The 14621-nt window shown below is 40.9% G+C and carries 12 protein-coding genes and 2 pseudogenes; 6 read left to right on the top strand and 8 right to left on the bottom strand.

All coding sequences use genetic code 11. The features are described from left to right. Positions 1-31 precede the first annotated feature (31 nt). From AC2VE5_RS06640 to AC2VE5_RS06620, 5 genes and pseudogenes are all read right to left on the bottom strand, one after another. Positions 32-1360 (bottom strand): alkaline phosphatase PhoX, encoded by a 1329-nt coding sequence (locus AC2VE5_RS06640; RefSeq protein ID WP_486886978.1) that lies wholly within the window; start codon positions 1358-1360, stop codon positions 32-34. A gap of 183 nt (positions 1361-1543) precedes the next feature. Continuing rightward, a complete protein-coding gene (locus AC2VE5_RS06635; protein ID WP_486886977.1) occupies positions 1544-1801 on the bottom strand; it encodes a hypothetical protein in 258 nt (85 codons plus the stop codon). After that, positions 1794-2625 (bottom strand): annotated as a pseudogene (locus AC2VE5_RS06630) (Rpn family recombination-promoting nuclease/putative transposase). The gene AC2VE5_RS06635 and the pseudogene AC2VE5_RS06630 overlap by 8 nt, the downstream one beginning before the upstream one ends. Before the next feature lie 60 nt (positions 2626-2685). Then, positions 2686-3255: a protoporphyrinogen oxidase HemJ gene (hemJ, locus tag AC2VE5_RS06625; RefSeq protein WP_486886976.1), complete on the bottom strand. Its 570-nt coding sequence runs from the start codon at positions 3253-3255 to the stop codon at positions 2686-2688. A gap of 105 nt (positions 3256-3360) precedes the next feature. Beyond that, the gene (locus tag AC2VE5_RS06620) at positions 3361-4791 is read right to left on the bottom strand and encodes a carotenoid oxygenase family protein (protein ID WP_486886975.1); all 1431 of its coding nucleotides are present in this window, start codon (positions 4789-4791) and stop codon (positions 3361-3363) included. Positions 4792-4979: 188 nt separating this feature from the next. On the opposite strand from AC2VE5_RS06620, the gene AC2VE5_RS06615 reads away from it, so the two are divergent. The 5 genes from AC2VE5_RS06615 (at position 4980) to AC2VE5_RS06595 (ending at position 11426) form a co-directional block, all read left to right on the top strand. Continuing rightward, on the top strand, positions 4980-6161 hold the full coding sequence (locus tag AC2VE5_RS06615) for a phosphate/phosphite/phosphonate ABC transporter substrate-binding protein (protein ID WP_486886974.1): 1182 nt from the start codon (positions 4980-4982) through the stop codon (positions 6159-6161). A gap of 1067 nt (positions 6162-7228) precedes the next feature. Continuing rightward, complete coding sequence (locus AC2VE5_RS06610; protein WP_486886973.1) at positions 7229-7411, top strand: hypothetical protein; 183 nt, start codon at positions 7229-7231, stop codon at positions 7409-7411. Between the two features lie 140 nt (positions 7412-7551). Further along, entirely contained in the window at positions 7552-7884 is a 333-nt protein-coding gene (locus AC2VE5_RS06605) for a hypothetical protein (RefSeq protein WP_486886972.1), read from the top strand. A 13-nt stretch (positions 7885-7897) separates the two neighbouring features. Further along, on the top strand, positions 7898-10429 hold the full coding sequence (locus AC2VE5_RS06600; protein ID WP_486886971.1) for a phage/plasmid primase, P4 family: 2532 nt from the start codon (positions 7898-7900) through the stop codon (positions 10427-10429). 85 nt (positions 10430-10514) lie between these two features. Continuing rightward, complete coding sequence (locus tag AC2VE5_RS06595) at positions 10515-11426, top strand: hypothetical protein (RefSeq protein WP_486886970.1); 912 nt, start codon at positions 10515-10517, stop codon at positions 11424-11426. Positions 11427-11440: 14 nt separating this feature from the next. Here the strand turns inward: AC2VE5_RS06595 and AC2VE5_RS06590 are convergent, their stop codons facing one another. Together AC2VE5_RS06590 and AC2VE5_RS06585 are read right to left on the bottom strand one after the other, a co-directional pair. Continuing rightward, positions 11441-11629 (bottom strand): transposase family protein, encoded by a 189-nt coding sequence (locus tag AC2VE5_RS06590; protein ID WP_486887004.1) that lies wholly within the window; start codon positions 11627-11629, stop codon positions 11441-11443. Positions 11630-12093: 464 nt separating this feature from the next. Beyond that, positions 12094-12528, bottom strand: a complete 435-nt coding sequence (locus AC2VE5_RS06585) for a transposase family protein (RefSeq protein ID WP_486886969.1) — start codon at positions 12526-12528, stop codon at positions 12094-12096. A gap of 59 nt (positions 12529-12587) precedes the next feature. Between AC2VE5_RS06585 and AC2VE5_RS06580 the strand changes: the two are divergent. Further along, positions 12588-13429, top strand: a pseudogene (locus AC2VE5_RS06580) (transposase); the annotation flags it as partial. 136 nt (positions 13430-13565) lie between these two features. Here the strand turns inward: AC2VE5_RS06580 and AC2VE5_RS06575 are convergent. Beyond that, entirely contained in the window at positions 13566-14606 is a 1041-nt protein-coding gene (locus AC2VE5_RS06575) for a chemotaxis protein CheB (RefSeq protein ID WP_486886968.1), read from the bottom strand. Positions 14607-14621: the final 15 nt, after the last annotated feature.

Here is a 14621-nt window from a genome sequence, read left to right as displayed (position 1 = left end):
TTGTTTGCAGCCTTGCAAACAAAAGCCCTAACTAAGCTCCTTTTCTCCAAGGACCCCAAATTGCAAAAGTAATTCCAGGACTTTGAATATTGAGGAACATAGTTTGACCATCGGGCGAAAAGCAGACACCAGCAAACTCAGAACTGTTCAAGGCATTGCGAGCAAACTGGTAGAGTTGTCCTCTGGAATTAACGCCAACAACATAATCTGTGCCATCCCCATCCTCGCAGAGGAACAAATCGCCGAAAGGAGACAAAATGACGTTATCCGGGTTTTCGAGTACCGTTTCATCGTTTGGCTCAACAAATAGCTCGATAGTACCGCCATCTTGGGGATATCTACTAGGAATGTAGCGCCAAACCTGACCCTTCCCAGCAGCACCGCCGCTAGTGCAGGCAAAGTACACCTCGCCATTGCCATAGGTTATACCTTCTCCACGAGAAAACTGAGCGGCTCCTTTAGCAAATCCTTCAACCCTTACAGTATCAAGTACAGGATTTACATCTTCAATGCGAACCCACTCAACCGCCATTGGTTGACCTATAGTGAAACCTGTTGTAGTAATGGCTTGAGGTTTATCTTTAATTTTTAAAGCTTCTAAAACTCCTCCTGCTTGCAAGACTCCTGGTTGGTTTGGGATAAAGCGATAGAACAGGCTATCACCTCTATCCTCGGTCTCATAAACAATTCCAGTTCTAGGATCTACAGCGATCGCTTCGTGGTTAAAACGACCCATGCCTACGAGTGGTATAGGGTCTACAGGTTCAGTGGCGCTGGATGGAACCTCAAAATTATAGCCGTGATACTTAGAAACATTGTTTGTACCGTCTGGTGTATTAGTTGCCGGAGTGGAAGTATTTTCTTCACAACTAATCCAGGAACCCCAAGGAGTTGCGCCGCCAGCACAATTACGATAAGTACCTGCAAGAGATACATAGTCTTTGATTAGCCCCCGATTTGGTGCCACAATCAAAGTAGTCGTACCACCGCGATTAAGTGGGTCGTACTTTTTAAGTTCTGGAGCTTCAACTTTTGTGCTGGAGCTTGGACTAAGTTCGTGATTGCGAACCAAGATAGTAGTTTTTCTAGGTCCACGAAAGGCAGCCATACCATCATGACCACCTGGAACAGGATTTTTGTCACTCATTATCTCACCAGTTCTAGAAAAGGTTCGATATTGGAATCCTCTAGGTAAATCTAATAAACCATTAGGATCGGCTTGAAGCGGACCATAGCCTTGTCCAACTATTGATCTACCTCTAGCTTCTCTAGCATAGAGAGCTTTTAAGGGGTCAGCAAGAACAGCACAAGAAGCTCCTACACCTGCTAGGGCAAAGAATTTACGACGCGATACAGTCATATTATTTTGAGACTTTTTCTATACACGTCAAAACTTTAGTAGATCTTTATCATGCTTAGGCAAAGGTAAGATTAATCTATGATTAATTAGTAAAATTATGTAGATGCGACTTTAAGTTTTGCAGCCAAGCAAAGTGTTTTAGCAATATGTGCGATCGCTAAAAATAGGTTAGGCTCAATCTCATTAATTAGAAAGTTGGGCTGCTATTTGCCTAACTTGTTCAACAGACAAGTTTAATGCTTCTGCTATTTGTTCAACGCTTAAGCCAAAGTTTAATAGGTTAGTAACAGGTTTTCGTATAGCTTCTTGTTTACCTTCCCGTATACCTTCCTGTCTAGCTGCTTCGATAACCTCTTGAAAATACCGAGTTTTTCTTAATTCATCATCTAGCGCAAACATAAATGCATCTAGTCCAGACATAGCTTCTAATTTCTCATTCATTAGGCGATCGCGCAGCTATTTGCCTAACTTGTTCAACAGATAAATTCAAGACTTGCGCTACTTGTTCAACGCTCAAGCCAATCTTTAACAGATTAGGGATAGCTTCTTGTTTACCTTGCTGTATACCTTCCTGTACGCCTTCTTGTTTGCCTTCTTGTCTAGCTTCTTGGGTAACTTCCTGAAAATACCGAGTTTTCTTTAGTTCATCTAGTCCAAACATAGCTTCTAGTTCCTTGGGTGTTAGTTCTGGTAATTTGTACAAGATTATTGTCTCAATTAATCCCATAACCTGCTGTTTCAAGGATTGGTCAACAAGTTCTTCGTTAGCTCTATTGAGTAGCTCTCTAGCTAAATTAGTGGCTTTCTTCTTCGTTTCTACTACTAATTTAACTATACCAATCCCGATTGATTGCCCGGAAACTTCACCTAACTCATCTAAATAAATTCGCCTTACTCTTTGGCTAGTAAGCAATTCAACAAATTGCGGGAGGTTGCCTGGATCTAAGCTTCTTTGCTTAAATACTACTACTGCCTTCCAGTCATTAGCGCGATCGCACCTTGAAAGAAAGATATAAGAAAATTTCCCCAAACAAGCGATGATAAAATTTTTTATCTGCTTGAAACTGGACTTCTACAAAGTAAATCGGTTCATCTGTAGAATCTTCCCTGGGTAAAAATAAGCCATCAATTCGGAAAGCTAGTTGCTTGATTTCTGTGGATGTAAATTGATAACCACTATTAACTAAATTTGGTTGCTCAATAAGTTCAAAGAATGCGGTGGGAAATATTTGGAATAGTTGATAGAAAATTGTGTCAGTTTTCACGCTTGGCGCTCGTAATAATCTTGCCAAGGATTCGCACCCTTGGCATTAATCGATTATTGCTTATTCTTGGGGTATTTCTGCCAATACTCTTTCTTTATCTAGGCGGCGCTTTCTGGCATAAAGCTGGATAGTTGCAGCCATGACAATAACCATTGCAAAAATTACCCAAGCAGTAAGATCGGTAGGTAAATTGTCTTTGAAAATAGCCAACATCACGATCGCAACTAGCAATATAGTAGGCGCTTCATTGAATGCCCGCAATTGTTGACCGCTCCAAGTGCATTCATTTTTTTCTAGTTGCTTCATCAGCCGTTTGCAGTAGTGATGATAGCCAAGCAAAAGCACCACAAACGCCAGCTTGATATGCAGCCAGCCTTGCTTGAGAACATCTGGTTCAGTAGTGACAAGTCCAATCGCCATCGCAATTGTAACTAGCATTCCTGGGGTAGTAATGATGCTATATAGCCTTTTCTCCATCAATTGATATTGATTTTTGAGAATTGTTTTGGCAGGTTCGGGTTCGGCGTTAGCTTCGACGTGATAGATAAAAAGACGTACTAAGTAGAATAATCCGGCAAACCAAACAACGAAACCGACGATATGAAATGCTTTAAACCAGTAGTAAGCCATAAAATGTTTTAATTTATCGATATTACAAAGCGTCAAGACGCAAATATATTTTTACCGAGTACAGCGTCTTGACGCGACATTACGAGGCAAAATCCTCATCAAACTTTACCCAGGCTGCCATGTACCGTGAAAACTTGGCGGAATTACACTAGGTAAGCTTAGTTTGCAAATAGGCTCTCTATCCAAACCTCCGCTATCTAATACTAAAACTTCACTTGTATCTGTATTTCCATCGTAGACAACGGTGATTATCCAACCAGTATCGGGGTTTTCAGGATTTGGCGCAAATATTGGTTCGCTGGGATAGCGATTCTCTCCCATATCAGCAATGGTAAGAATATCGGTTTTATTATTAAAGCGAGCGATCGCACCAAATATTTCTTGGCTTGGATCTATTCCTTGACGATGCACTGATAAATAGGTAGAGCTTTCACTTTGCCCTACTTGCTGCGGCGGTACTGTAGGAAACTCGCAATGAATATCTAAAATTTGGTTGTTGGCTGTTACACCAGTATTGGGATTAAGATGTACTTGCCATAACGTACTTTTAGCGGAGCGATGAGTTTCTCCCGTTGCTACTTCTTTGAGATACTGATTTGTTGCAAAATCCTCGTAACGCACCATCCCCGCAACTATTGCGCCGCTAGAGTCCACGTAGCCATTGCTAAAGTGCCATTGATACCATGGCTCGGTTTCACCTCGATTAACTAGAGATAAGCTATCGCGGTCAAAAATTAGCCATTGCGTGCCTAGTTTTGGCTGCCATTGCAAAGCTTCGCTATAACTGCTCAATCCTAATAACAGTGGTAATGGGTTTGCGCGTACTGGCGGCACAAAAAATACTAAGTATTGCCCTGCTAAAACAAAATCATGAATTAAAGGTACGCCATCAAGCTTCGTTGCAGATTTTTTAAGGATCTTACCCGTGCGATCGCTTTTATAAATATTTAAGGTGGCATCAATACCCGGACTCACACCAAAGTTAAATATTTCCCCAGTTTGGCGATCGCATTTGGGATGAGCAGAGTAAGGCAAATTGTCTTCAAGTCCAGCTAAACTATCTATGCCAATAGTAGCTAAAGTCTGCAAATCTAAGGCATGAGGTTTACCACCCTCCCACAGCGCCAAAAGTTTATCAGGTAACGCTAAAACTGAAGTATTAGCAGCATTTTTGATTGGTTTTAACCATTGATTCCAGATTGCACCAGGCGCAGTCATGCCATAGTTGCCGTAAAGCAATTTACCCGCCGCCGCTTCTTCCTCGTATCCCGCCGTTTGCACGTAACGATAAGTCCCAGTGACTCCCTCATCTGTGAAATTCACCCCTAGAATTGCGCCATCACCATCAAACCAGTGACCCACCCGGATACCGCCACGCTCTAGCCTTGCAGGTCCATTGCGGTACAGTTTGCCCCGTAAGTTATGCGGGATGCTGCCGGAAATAATCGATAACTTCGTTGCCGCAAATTCTGTAGCTGGCTTAGAAATCGCTTTTGCCCAGTTTTTTTTAGTTGACAATGTATCTATTGTGTGCATTACTAATTTATTAATTGCCTAAAGTACTACTCTAGTGCGATCGCGATGAAGACGGCAAAGTTGATTTTGGTTTATACAATGGGTATGTAAATACAATTAAAAGGTAATAGACTACCGCCTAAACCGTATTATTGCCCTTCCTCAAAATGCAACAACTACTTTCTAAAAGTAAAAATAAAGTAATAGTTTTGTCTGCCATTAGTTTAGCGATCGCCTTAGCTATCAGTGGAGGTATTTTTAGGATTTGGCAATTAAATAAACCTTGTCCTAATAGCAATGAGAAAAGAGTTTGGAATGCTTGCTACAAAAACTTAGCAGCTGCACCCTTAGTTATTGGCATAGCCACCCCACCAAAGACTGAAGACTATAGCGCTCTAGCAACTTATTTACAGAAAAAACTTAATCTTAAAGTTGAAGTTGATAGAGATACACCTTACGGGCAAAATTCTCAACGTATTGCAAAAAAAGATTGGGACATTGCCTTTACGCGATCGCCAATATTTTCGATTGTGGCAGAAGACAATAATTACTTTGGTATGGCAACGATGTTTCCTGGTAGACCTTCTTATTATCGAGGAGCTTTGTATGTCCGCGCCGACAGTGAAATTCAATCTATTGCTGATATAAATTCGACTACTACTATTGCTTTAGGAAGTCCTGAATCTGCCCCAACATTTCATTTGCCAATCTATACTTTGTATGGCAAATCTCTCCGCATCGGGATAGGATATAGCCCCAACGAAACTAAAGAATTAGTTAAATCAGGAGAAGTAGATATTGCATCTAGCAGGTATGATGCGGTTAAAGATGATTCCCAATTAAGAATAATTCATATTAGTAAAGCAATTCCTGGTGCAGGGGTGTATTTGTCTCCTAAGTTATCTAGTGATGATAGAAAGCGCATTAGTTCAGCTTTACTAAATGCACCAGCAGAAGTCCGCTCTAAAGCTAATTATGGAGCGGGGAAAATTCCTGATTATGATGAATTAAGAAAAATTTTATTTAGAACAGAATCAATATTAAGCTGTCCTGGATTTAAGTTAAATTCGCTCAGTTTGAAAAAGACAGTAAATGTATTTTGTCAAGAGCAAAAGCAGCAACAAAACATTATTCAAGGACAAGTTACAGAGTACACAGTTTCAACCTCAGAAAACATAGAGTTTAAAGTAGTAACATCAACAAATGCAGTGTATAGAGTAACCGTGTCACGACAAATTCTCAATCAAATCCCTATTAATCCTATAGATGCTGTTGATGAATCTGTCCAAATGAAAAATGTAGCAACAAAAAAATCGGAAGATGGAAGCTGGCAAGTAACAATTACCGAACCCAATCAATTAGCTTTACTTAGTGATTTCAGTTTAGATTAGAGCTTTATAACAGTAATCTGGGCGAGAGAAAGAACATACTAACGCTAAACTTAAATATTACCGTTTTCCCAGCACCGATACATTCGCCAAAACTTCATACTGTTGCCGCTTAAATAATTTGTCTTTAGCTATCCAATTTCATTGTTTACAGATTCAACTTGGAATTGAGGCTTCAGTAATTGCGATCGCCGTTTTGCGGGTACGCTGCTAAAGAGATGGTTAAAGTTTGCAAAAATCAAGATAATTCTGTTTTAGAATTTTTACACCAATTACTCACCCAAACGTACCCAAAAAGCACTAATAATAGTATGGAGTTGCTATAACTCAACTTTTTCGACGAGCGCTGGAAACCCTTGAAATGACTAAGATCCTTATTTTTAATTAATGCCAGGACGCAGATTTGAACTGCGGACACGAGGATTTTCAGTCCGAGGGCAAACATTGCAAATACTCCGTTACAAGTCTTTTTATTTATATTTACACCATCTTTACACCAGTTATTCTCTAACCGAGCTTTGTGTAATCTCATAGAATTACTTTCGTAAAAAATTGTCCTTATAAACAAATGATTGCATTGCACTAGAGAATGGTTTAAATGCTAAAGATATACCTCGGTTAGTAGGTAATTCTCTAGAGGTTATCTATTGCCAATACATAGATAATAAATGGGAATTGTTTGTACCTGAGTTCTAGAGATTTGAATTAACACTTAAGCATAGGCTTGAATATATTCGGTTATTAACTTGCAACTTCAAAATACATACATAAGTAAAATTAATAGTAAATATTTGGGGGAAAACGGCTAAATTTGTTTATAAAGGAATATGGAAGGAGTATGAAATGAAAGCATTGAATACATTGATTTTTTATAAAAAAGATACTTAAAAATTAATTAAAAATTAATTAAAAAATACTAATAATATACATATTTTATTAGTATCTAGTATTTGCTTAGTAAATAATTTTTGATAGGGAATTTGTATGGAAAATCATGCTGTTAGCCATCGGCAACTCATAAGAAATCTAATACGATGGATTAGAGAAGAATTTTACTAATATCAAACTAAATGTTGGTTAAAAGGACGGAGGAATTATCACTTAGCGCTGTAATCGCATCCAGCCCAAATGAGGGCGATCGCCCTTATCCTGTGCATGAACTATTGATGGAGGAATTTAACCAGAAAGCGTTTCTGTTCCAATATGTCTACCACCACCTAACTCAAAAGCCAGAAGCACCCAGGACAGCTTAATTCCAAGGGTGCTTCTGTTTTAAATCAGAGCTTCAATCTCTAAAAGTGTTGATTAGCCTGTTGGCGCAGGCTCTAAACGCCGGGATTGAGCTTATATATTCACTACAAAAGTTCCATATGAATACATATGAAAAATTTTCATGAATACATTTAACAATTTACCAGCCGAATCGATCTCTTACCAGCATCAGTTTCAATTTGTTAGTAAGCGTGAAATCTCGAAGTTAACTGGTTTATCTGGAGACACGCTCAAAAAGTACCGACTTAAAGGGCTGCTGAGTGAAAACATTCACTGGATTAGGATAAATGCCAAAGTGGTTCGTTACAACGTTCCACTTGTCAAGGATTGGCTGCAAAACATTAACGATCCGCAGACTCATCAAAAGGCGATCGAGGTTTACCTAGCTACACTGCTATCTAGCCAAGAAAAGGGCAAGAAGCGGCGCGGCTGTTCTCCCATAGTCAAAAGCTAGTGAGGTATGGCTCATGGAAAAAATATTTAATCCTAAGCCTTATCTCACTGAGTCCCACAAAGCAGACTTAAAATCCTCTGGACTTAACCCAGAGCAATTTGCTGTTAAGGGTCATTTTTCAGCAGATAAGGCTACGGCGAACGATCTAGTAGGAGTTAATCTACCAGGTTTGATCTTTCGGTATTGCGATCTTGATGACAAACCTTTTCTAAGGACAGATGGCAAACCTTTTTATAGGCTTAAACCTGACTGGGGCAGTCTAAAAACTGAAGACAGCCCGAAATACCTTAGTCCTCGCAATCAAGGTTGTCGCCCTTACTTCTCGCGTTTGTACTCCAATTGGCGACAGGCAGCAAAGTCTACCAAGATCGATTTATGGGATGGAGAAGGAGAGAAAAAAGGAGACTGTGGCTGTGCTAATGGATTGGCAACGATCGCTTTTAGTGGTGTAGATGGCTGGGTTGATAGTTGCCCGCGTGTCGGTGAAGCGAATTTGGAACAATCGCGGGTGTTGCCTGAATTATCCGCAATTGAATGGAAAAATCGTAAGGTTTACCAGTGCTTTGATTCTGACATTGTAGATAAGATTCCTGTACAGTTAGCTCTGGCTAGACGAGCTTATGAGTTGACGAAACTTGGGGCTTATCCTTATCTTGTGCTGCTACCTAATGAAATTGACGGCTCTAAAAATGGACTCGATGATTTTGTTGTGAGGCATGGAATCGAGGCATTAAGGGTTTTAGGAAAAAAAGCACAGCGTACAGAATTTCGGGTAGAGGAGGATAAGCGAAATAATAAGAAAACAGTATTCCTAAAGCTGGATGAGCCGGAGAGTCATTATAAAGCTCTAATGGCTTGGGCGGTGCTTAAAGAAGCTTGGGCTTATCGACCAGGAATAGGTTGGTACGAATGGCAAAAAACCCATTGGAAGCTAAAAACTGTAGATGAGTTTGAGCAAATTCTGACTTGTTTTATGGATGCTCAGGGATGGAAAAATCGTGGCTCTGGGTTGATATCTTCTGTAGTTAGAGAATTGCGATCGCGTCTATTGGTTCGAGAAGAGGCGTGGAGTCCAGATAATAAGCTGGCTTTCTTAAATGGTACTTTGCAAGTTGATACAGAGGAATTCCAACCGAAGCACGATCCATTCGATCGGATTACTAAGCTTCGCCCTTACAAGTTTGTCTTATTAAAGAATGTTTCTGACTGGCGAGAAATCTGTCCTAACTGGATGAGGTATCTAAACGAGGCAACAGGAGGCGATCGCCAGATCCAAGATTTGCTGCAAGCCTGGTTTAAGTACGCAACCCTACCACGACCCAAGGATCGGAAAGTAGAAATTGAGAAATCTCTGGATCTCTTTGGTTCCAAAGGAACTGGCAAGGGTACTTCTTTGGAAACCTTGATTCAGCTAGTTGGTGAAGAAAATATTGGCTCTGCCAGCCCAGACATCTTTAAAAGTGCAGTGGGTTTGGGGCAGTTGATTGATAAAGACTTGGCAATTGATACGGATTGTTCTGGATTCCTAGAAAATGTCGGGGCATACAACAAAGTAGTGTCTAACGAGCCTGTAGAGGTCAAAAAGCTTTACAAGGATTCCTATGTTACTCGTTTGGGTGTAGTAGTTGTTAGAGCATATAACGTTTTTGTTCCAGTTCCAGATGGCTCTGAAGGGCTAGATCGGCGCTTAACGGTTGTGCCATTTCAAAATACCCCGCGATCGGTTGATGTCAATTTAGGAGAGAAACTGAGAGCAGAGTTATCAATGATTTTTGCTTGGGCGTGGCAAGTTCCCATTCCAGAGATGAAAAGGCGAATTTTATCAGCAGGCAAAATTGAGGCGGTAGCAAAAGCTAGCATCGATCGGTTTGAAGCTAACAATGCTGAGTACAGGTTTTTGTCAGAGGTCTTTCCAGATGGCAGAGATATTGTTAAGGCTGGCGATCTCTACCAGAGTTACCAGCAGTGGTGTAAAGAGAATGGGCATCAACCTAAAAGCCAGGTGAAGTTTAGACCTGCAATTGAGACGCTTGGCTGCAAAAGGTCTACTGGAAAGATCAACGGGTGTTACTTCTACACTATTCCTAAGATGGCGGAACTTGATGTTGCAGTTCATCTAGGGATAGTTGGTAGACAGTTAGAAGATAGTTACCGAGACAGTTTGAATGTAGACCCAGACAGGGATAGGGATAGTTGTAGACAGTTTGAGCCTAAGAATTTAAAAGTAGATGAAACACGGGAAGACGATTGCCCTTATGTAGTAGAGAAAGATTTACCTTCTCAACCGTCTACAACTGTCCCTAAGCCAGCAGTACCTACAGATACAACTGTCCCAGACCAATCATCATCTTGTCCCTCAACCGTCTCAATACCCGAAACTATTGAAGTTGGCGCTACAGTTCATAAGCGTCATAAGCATGGATGGACAGGAGTTGTACAAGCAATTAATGGCGACTTGGCAGAGGTACTATGGCATTTGGAGAGATACCCCTCTACTATTGCGCTATGCGATCTGCGGTTAAAAAGCAATGGAGGTAAATCTTAGAATACTGCTAATTTAAGTTAAAATTTCGCGATCGCCTTTTGGCTGCTAGAAATGAACTGAATTTGATACAAACTGAGGATAAAAAATGGTATGTAGTCCTGAAATTAGTAAGATGAATGGTGCTAAATCACAAGGCGCAGTCACCCAACGGGGAAAAGCAACTTCTTGTCGTAATGCTACTAAACATGGACTGTTAGCTCAAAAGCCTCCTCTACTAATTACTGAAGATTTAACTACTTTTGAGCAATTAGTTCAGGGTTTGATTGACTACTATCAGCCAGAAAGCCCGGTTGAGCATTTCTTAGTTCAGCAGGTAGCAATGGGAATGCTCAAGCAGTATCGATTGTGGAATGTGGAAACTGCGATTGCCAACATTGAAATTTTACGAGCGCAGAACTCGACTAAATTTCCTGATGTCGTAACTCCTCCTAAGTTGAAACTGGACGTTATTAATGACTATCAGGCGCAGCGCACTTCCCTAAAAGATTTATTGCAAGAGGAAAAGGAAATTTTAGAGAGACTAATTTTCGATCTTGACTATGACTTATCCAATTCACAGGAATGGAATAAGACAGAAACTTTAGAAGCCTTTAGAGATTCTCTAGGGCAGAATTACTATCACGAAAATAGAACATTTGAGGTTTATAAGTATCAGGATGAACTGAATGAATGGCTGTGCGAAATCTGCGCTCAACCCAGGAAAAAGAATAAAGCTGATGTATCAGAAGTGAAGTCTTGTATAGAAAAGCTGCGAAAGTTGGCAGGGCAACGCTTGGTAGAAATCGAGCAACCACTAACTGAAATAGCAGCATCTGAAAGAGCGATCGCTCTATCTGAAACAAACAGTAAACAATTGCAGCCGTCAGAGCTATTTAATAAGTATCAAAGCAACATCAGCCGCGAACTATACAAGGCGATAGATCGACTTGAGGCAATCGTCACGCAACGAAATCAAAAGGTTTCTATGGGTTCGTTTAGTCAAAGCAATGAAGAATAGACCTCTTGCATGAATCAAGAAAACAGAGCAAGTTCATAGTTTATAAGGCCAGCAATCAAATTGCATCGCAAGCCAAAACGTTTTCTCCGATTACGATACTGTTCTTTGAGAATGCGAAAAATCTTCAATCGGCGGTTAATGTGTTCGCCAACAACACGTAGTTGAGCTAAATTGCGATTGTGCTGGCGTTCAGGAGTAGATATCCCTCTTTTGTCAGACTCCGAAAACTTTAGTCATTTCTAAATCCTATAAGCCATCTAGAGAAAGCAATAGCTCGATTTTTTAGTAATAACAATTAGCTCGCTCAAGAAATGGCTGTAATTCTCTCATAGCAAGACTTACTTCGGAGTCTGACAAAAGAGGGATATAGCGGTTCGCACTTGAGTGCAGTACACCTTAAGCATGACCTCACAGTAATTAAATCCTAAAGCTGTACTTTATCGGAATGAGAACTGCTGTAAATCAGCACGACGAGGTTTTTTAGTGGGAATGCAGTTAGGAGTATGGAGTTTAGCAATTCCTTGGTAGCCTTTATCGGCTAAACACAACTGTGAAGCATGAAATCTTACTTTCGTGATTTTCAGTAAACGGAAGTCATGAATGCGACCAATTCCATAAGCAGTACAGATGATTTTGCCACTAGCTTAGTCAACTACCAATTGCGCTTTCAAGGTGTGACGCTTTTTCTTGCCGCTATAGTACCGACGTTGTTTTTTTTTGGACGTTCTATAGGTGTTTCCGTAACATCGACTACTACAACTTTCCCCTCATAGGCAGAAGAATGCAGTTCTCGTTTGCCGGGCAATCGGAATACTCCGGACTTAATCAAAATATTTTCTACTTTCCGTACTATCTGGCATACTGTTGATTCATGGATACCCCAACTGTTACCGATATGGAAGTATGTACGATACTCACGCCAATATTCGAGTGCGACTAACAACTGGTCTTCCACGTTTAACTTTGGCTGACCACCTTTTTTCCCAGTCCGCACCAATTCTGGTTTGAGTACTTCTACCATCCGCCCAAAAGTGGCGATATGCACTCCGCATAACCTTTTGCATTCTGGTGACGGCAGGTCTAGTATCTGTTCGTAGCTCATCGCTCTTTACTTTTTTGACCTAGATTTTTTCATCCTTACGCTATTCGTGCAAGCGGTCTATTGCAGAACTAATTGATGAAGGATTTAATATTAAATTGGTTTTAGCAGATAGTTTATATGGTGAGAGTAGCCAATTCAATCAAAAATTAACTGAATACCAACTAGCTTATGTTGTAGCAATTAGGAGTAATCATGGAGTCTGGTTGCCAGCTAATCAAAGCGTTAGAGCTAATAAGTGGAGTCCTTTCGAGAGAAAGTTTAATAATACAAACTCAGAAATTAGATACATTAGGGAAATAATTTATGGTAAAAAAAGAACCATAACTTACTGGGAAATAACGACCGACCCAGAAACACTACCTGAGAATTCTACAACATTTATCATGACTAACCTTCAAGGGAATTTAAAAAAGACTTTAGGCAACTTATATGGATTAAGAACATGGGTAGAATATGGTTTTCGACAATGTAAACAAGAATTGGGGCGGACAGATTATCGTTTTACTAATTTCAAGCAGATTGAGAAGTGGTGAGCCAGCGCGTTGCGGGGGTTCCCCCCGTTGTAGCGACTGGCGAACCCGAAGGGTGGGAGATTATTTTTTGCGTTTACACAATGATTAGTTTAAATTCTCCAGCTTTTTTTGCTTTAGATCAATCACCTCAAATTGAAACTGAGGGACAAAAAAGTAAGGCTGTAAATTTTTCTAATCATCAACAATGGAATCATGAAAGCGGATGGAAGAATGTTCTAAATAATCTGCGATTAATTGTCCAACCACTCTTACTGTTTTGGCTGATTTGTCCTTGGTTAGATATTTTTCCCAATTCTAATTTATTGCTGGGATTTAATCACCTAATTAGTGCAATGAATCAATTCAAACCCTTTTATTCTTCTGGATGATTTAGTTTATCTACTAATTGCTGATTTCGGAAAGTGACAAAAGAGGGGTAAATAGATGCCAAATGGATTCTATAGAACTTTTTTCTATTTTAGACTCCGCCAACATTATCGGTTACTACTTACATCCCGATCCCAATTACTCTGGTTGACCTTCCTCGTCTTCGGCAATGGTTCGTTTTGTCGCAAAGCCCTTAAGAATGATGTCTCGAATCAGAGACACCTCCTCGTCCAAGCTCTTTGCATGATCTTCATATTTTGCGGCGGCTTTTTGGAGTTTATAACTTCCCATCCGCTCTGCCATTTGACGCGAAAACGTTACCTTTTCTTCCATTGCCCGAACTGCTGACCAAAGAGCGTTTTCTATATTCTGGGTTTGCTCTGACAGAAAGATGTTTGCTGTAAAGGAATGCCCAATATGACAGCGAAACCGCAGAGGCGCTTCAATGCCAATCTGCCAAATACTACCATTGCACTCAGGACAGGTGTAGGTCGTTCGAGTCCCAATCGCTTCGACGTTCTTCAAAAATTCCTGGGTGTTCATTTCCTGTTCAGCAATCTTAGATTCGACTTCTATATCTTCCGTCACTGGATAAGCATCTTCCGAGGCTGCGGGTTCTTGCGATAGGCGCACTAAAAGGTCGGGAATTTCGGCAAGCGATAGGCAGTAATCGACCTTAACAAACTGCAAGGCGCTCTTTGCCATGCTGGGATATTCGGCTTCTTGCGGGTCTTGGACGATCGCCACGCCGCCCCGTTTCTTGACTGCCTGCAACCCGATGGTTCCATCATCGAGATAGCCCGTCAGTACTACACCCATTACCCTCGGACCATAAGCGCGAGCCGCAGAACGAAATAGCGCATCGATCGCGGGTCTAAATCGGTTTTCTTGCGGCCCGCGCACGACCCGTACTGAGCCTTGATTTACAAGCAAATGGTGATCAGGTGGAGCAACATAAATTCGCCCTTTTTGAATCGTCTCGCCATCGACGGCGTGAGCGGCCCGCAGAGAGCCAACATCGGTAAGAATGTTCGGGAGAATGCTGGGCTTATCGGCTGCCAAGTGTTGCACAATGAAGATCACCGCATCTAAGTCAGTGGGGAACGCGCCGATGATTACGTTCAGTGCCTTGAGTCCGCCGGCCGAAGTCCCGATAACGATGATGTCATGTCCCAGCATAATATTGATGATTTA

The organism is Aliterella sp. E5.1 (genome assembly GCF_057473825.1).
This window is presented reverse-complemented; position numbering and strand designations above follow the sequence as displayed.

Coding starts and splice junctions, on each gene's coding strand:
- AC2VE5_RS06640 (WP_486886978.1), bottom strand. CDS start 1,360: ATGACTGTATCGCGTCGTAAATTCTTTGCCCTAGCAGGTGTAGGAGCT.
- AC2VE5_RS06635 (WP_486886977.1), bottom strand. CDS start 1,801: ATGAATGAGAAATTAGAAGCTATGTCTGGACTAGATGCATTTATGTTT.
- hemJ (WP_486886976.1), bottom strand. CDS start 3,255: ATGGCTTACTACTGGTTTAAAGCATTTCATATCGTCGGTTTCGTTGTT.
- AC2VE5_RS06620 (WP_486886975.1), bottom strand. CDS start 4,791: ATGCACACAATAGATACATTGTCAACTAAAAAAAACTGGGCAAAAGCG.
- AC2VE5_RS06610 (WP_486886973.1), top strand. CDS start 7,229: ATGTTGGTTAAAAGGACGGAGGAATTATCACTTAGCGCTGTAATCGCA.
- AC2VE5_RS06605 (WP_486886972.1), top strand. CDS start 7,552: ATGAATACATTTAACAATTTACCAGCCGAATCGATCTCTTACCAGCAT.
- AC2VE5_RS06600 (WP_486886971.1), top strand. CDS start 7,898: ATGGAAAAAATATTTAATCCTAAGCCTTATCTCACTGAGTCCCACAAA.
- AC2VE5_RS06595 (WP_486886970.1), top strand. CDS start 10,515: ATGGTATGTAGTCCTGAAATTAGTAAGATGAATGGTGCTAAATCACAA.
- AC2VE5_RS06585 (WP_486886969.1), bottom strand. CDS start 12,528: ATGAGCTACGAACAGATACTAGACCTGCCGTCACCAGAATGCAAAAGG.
- AC2VE5_RS06575 (WP_486886968.1), bottom strand. CDS start 14,606: ATGCTGGGACATGACATCATCGTTATCGGGACTTCGGCCGGCGGACTC.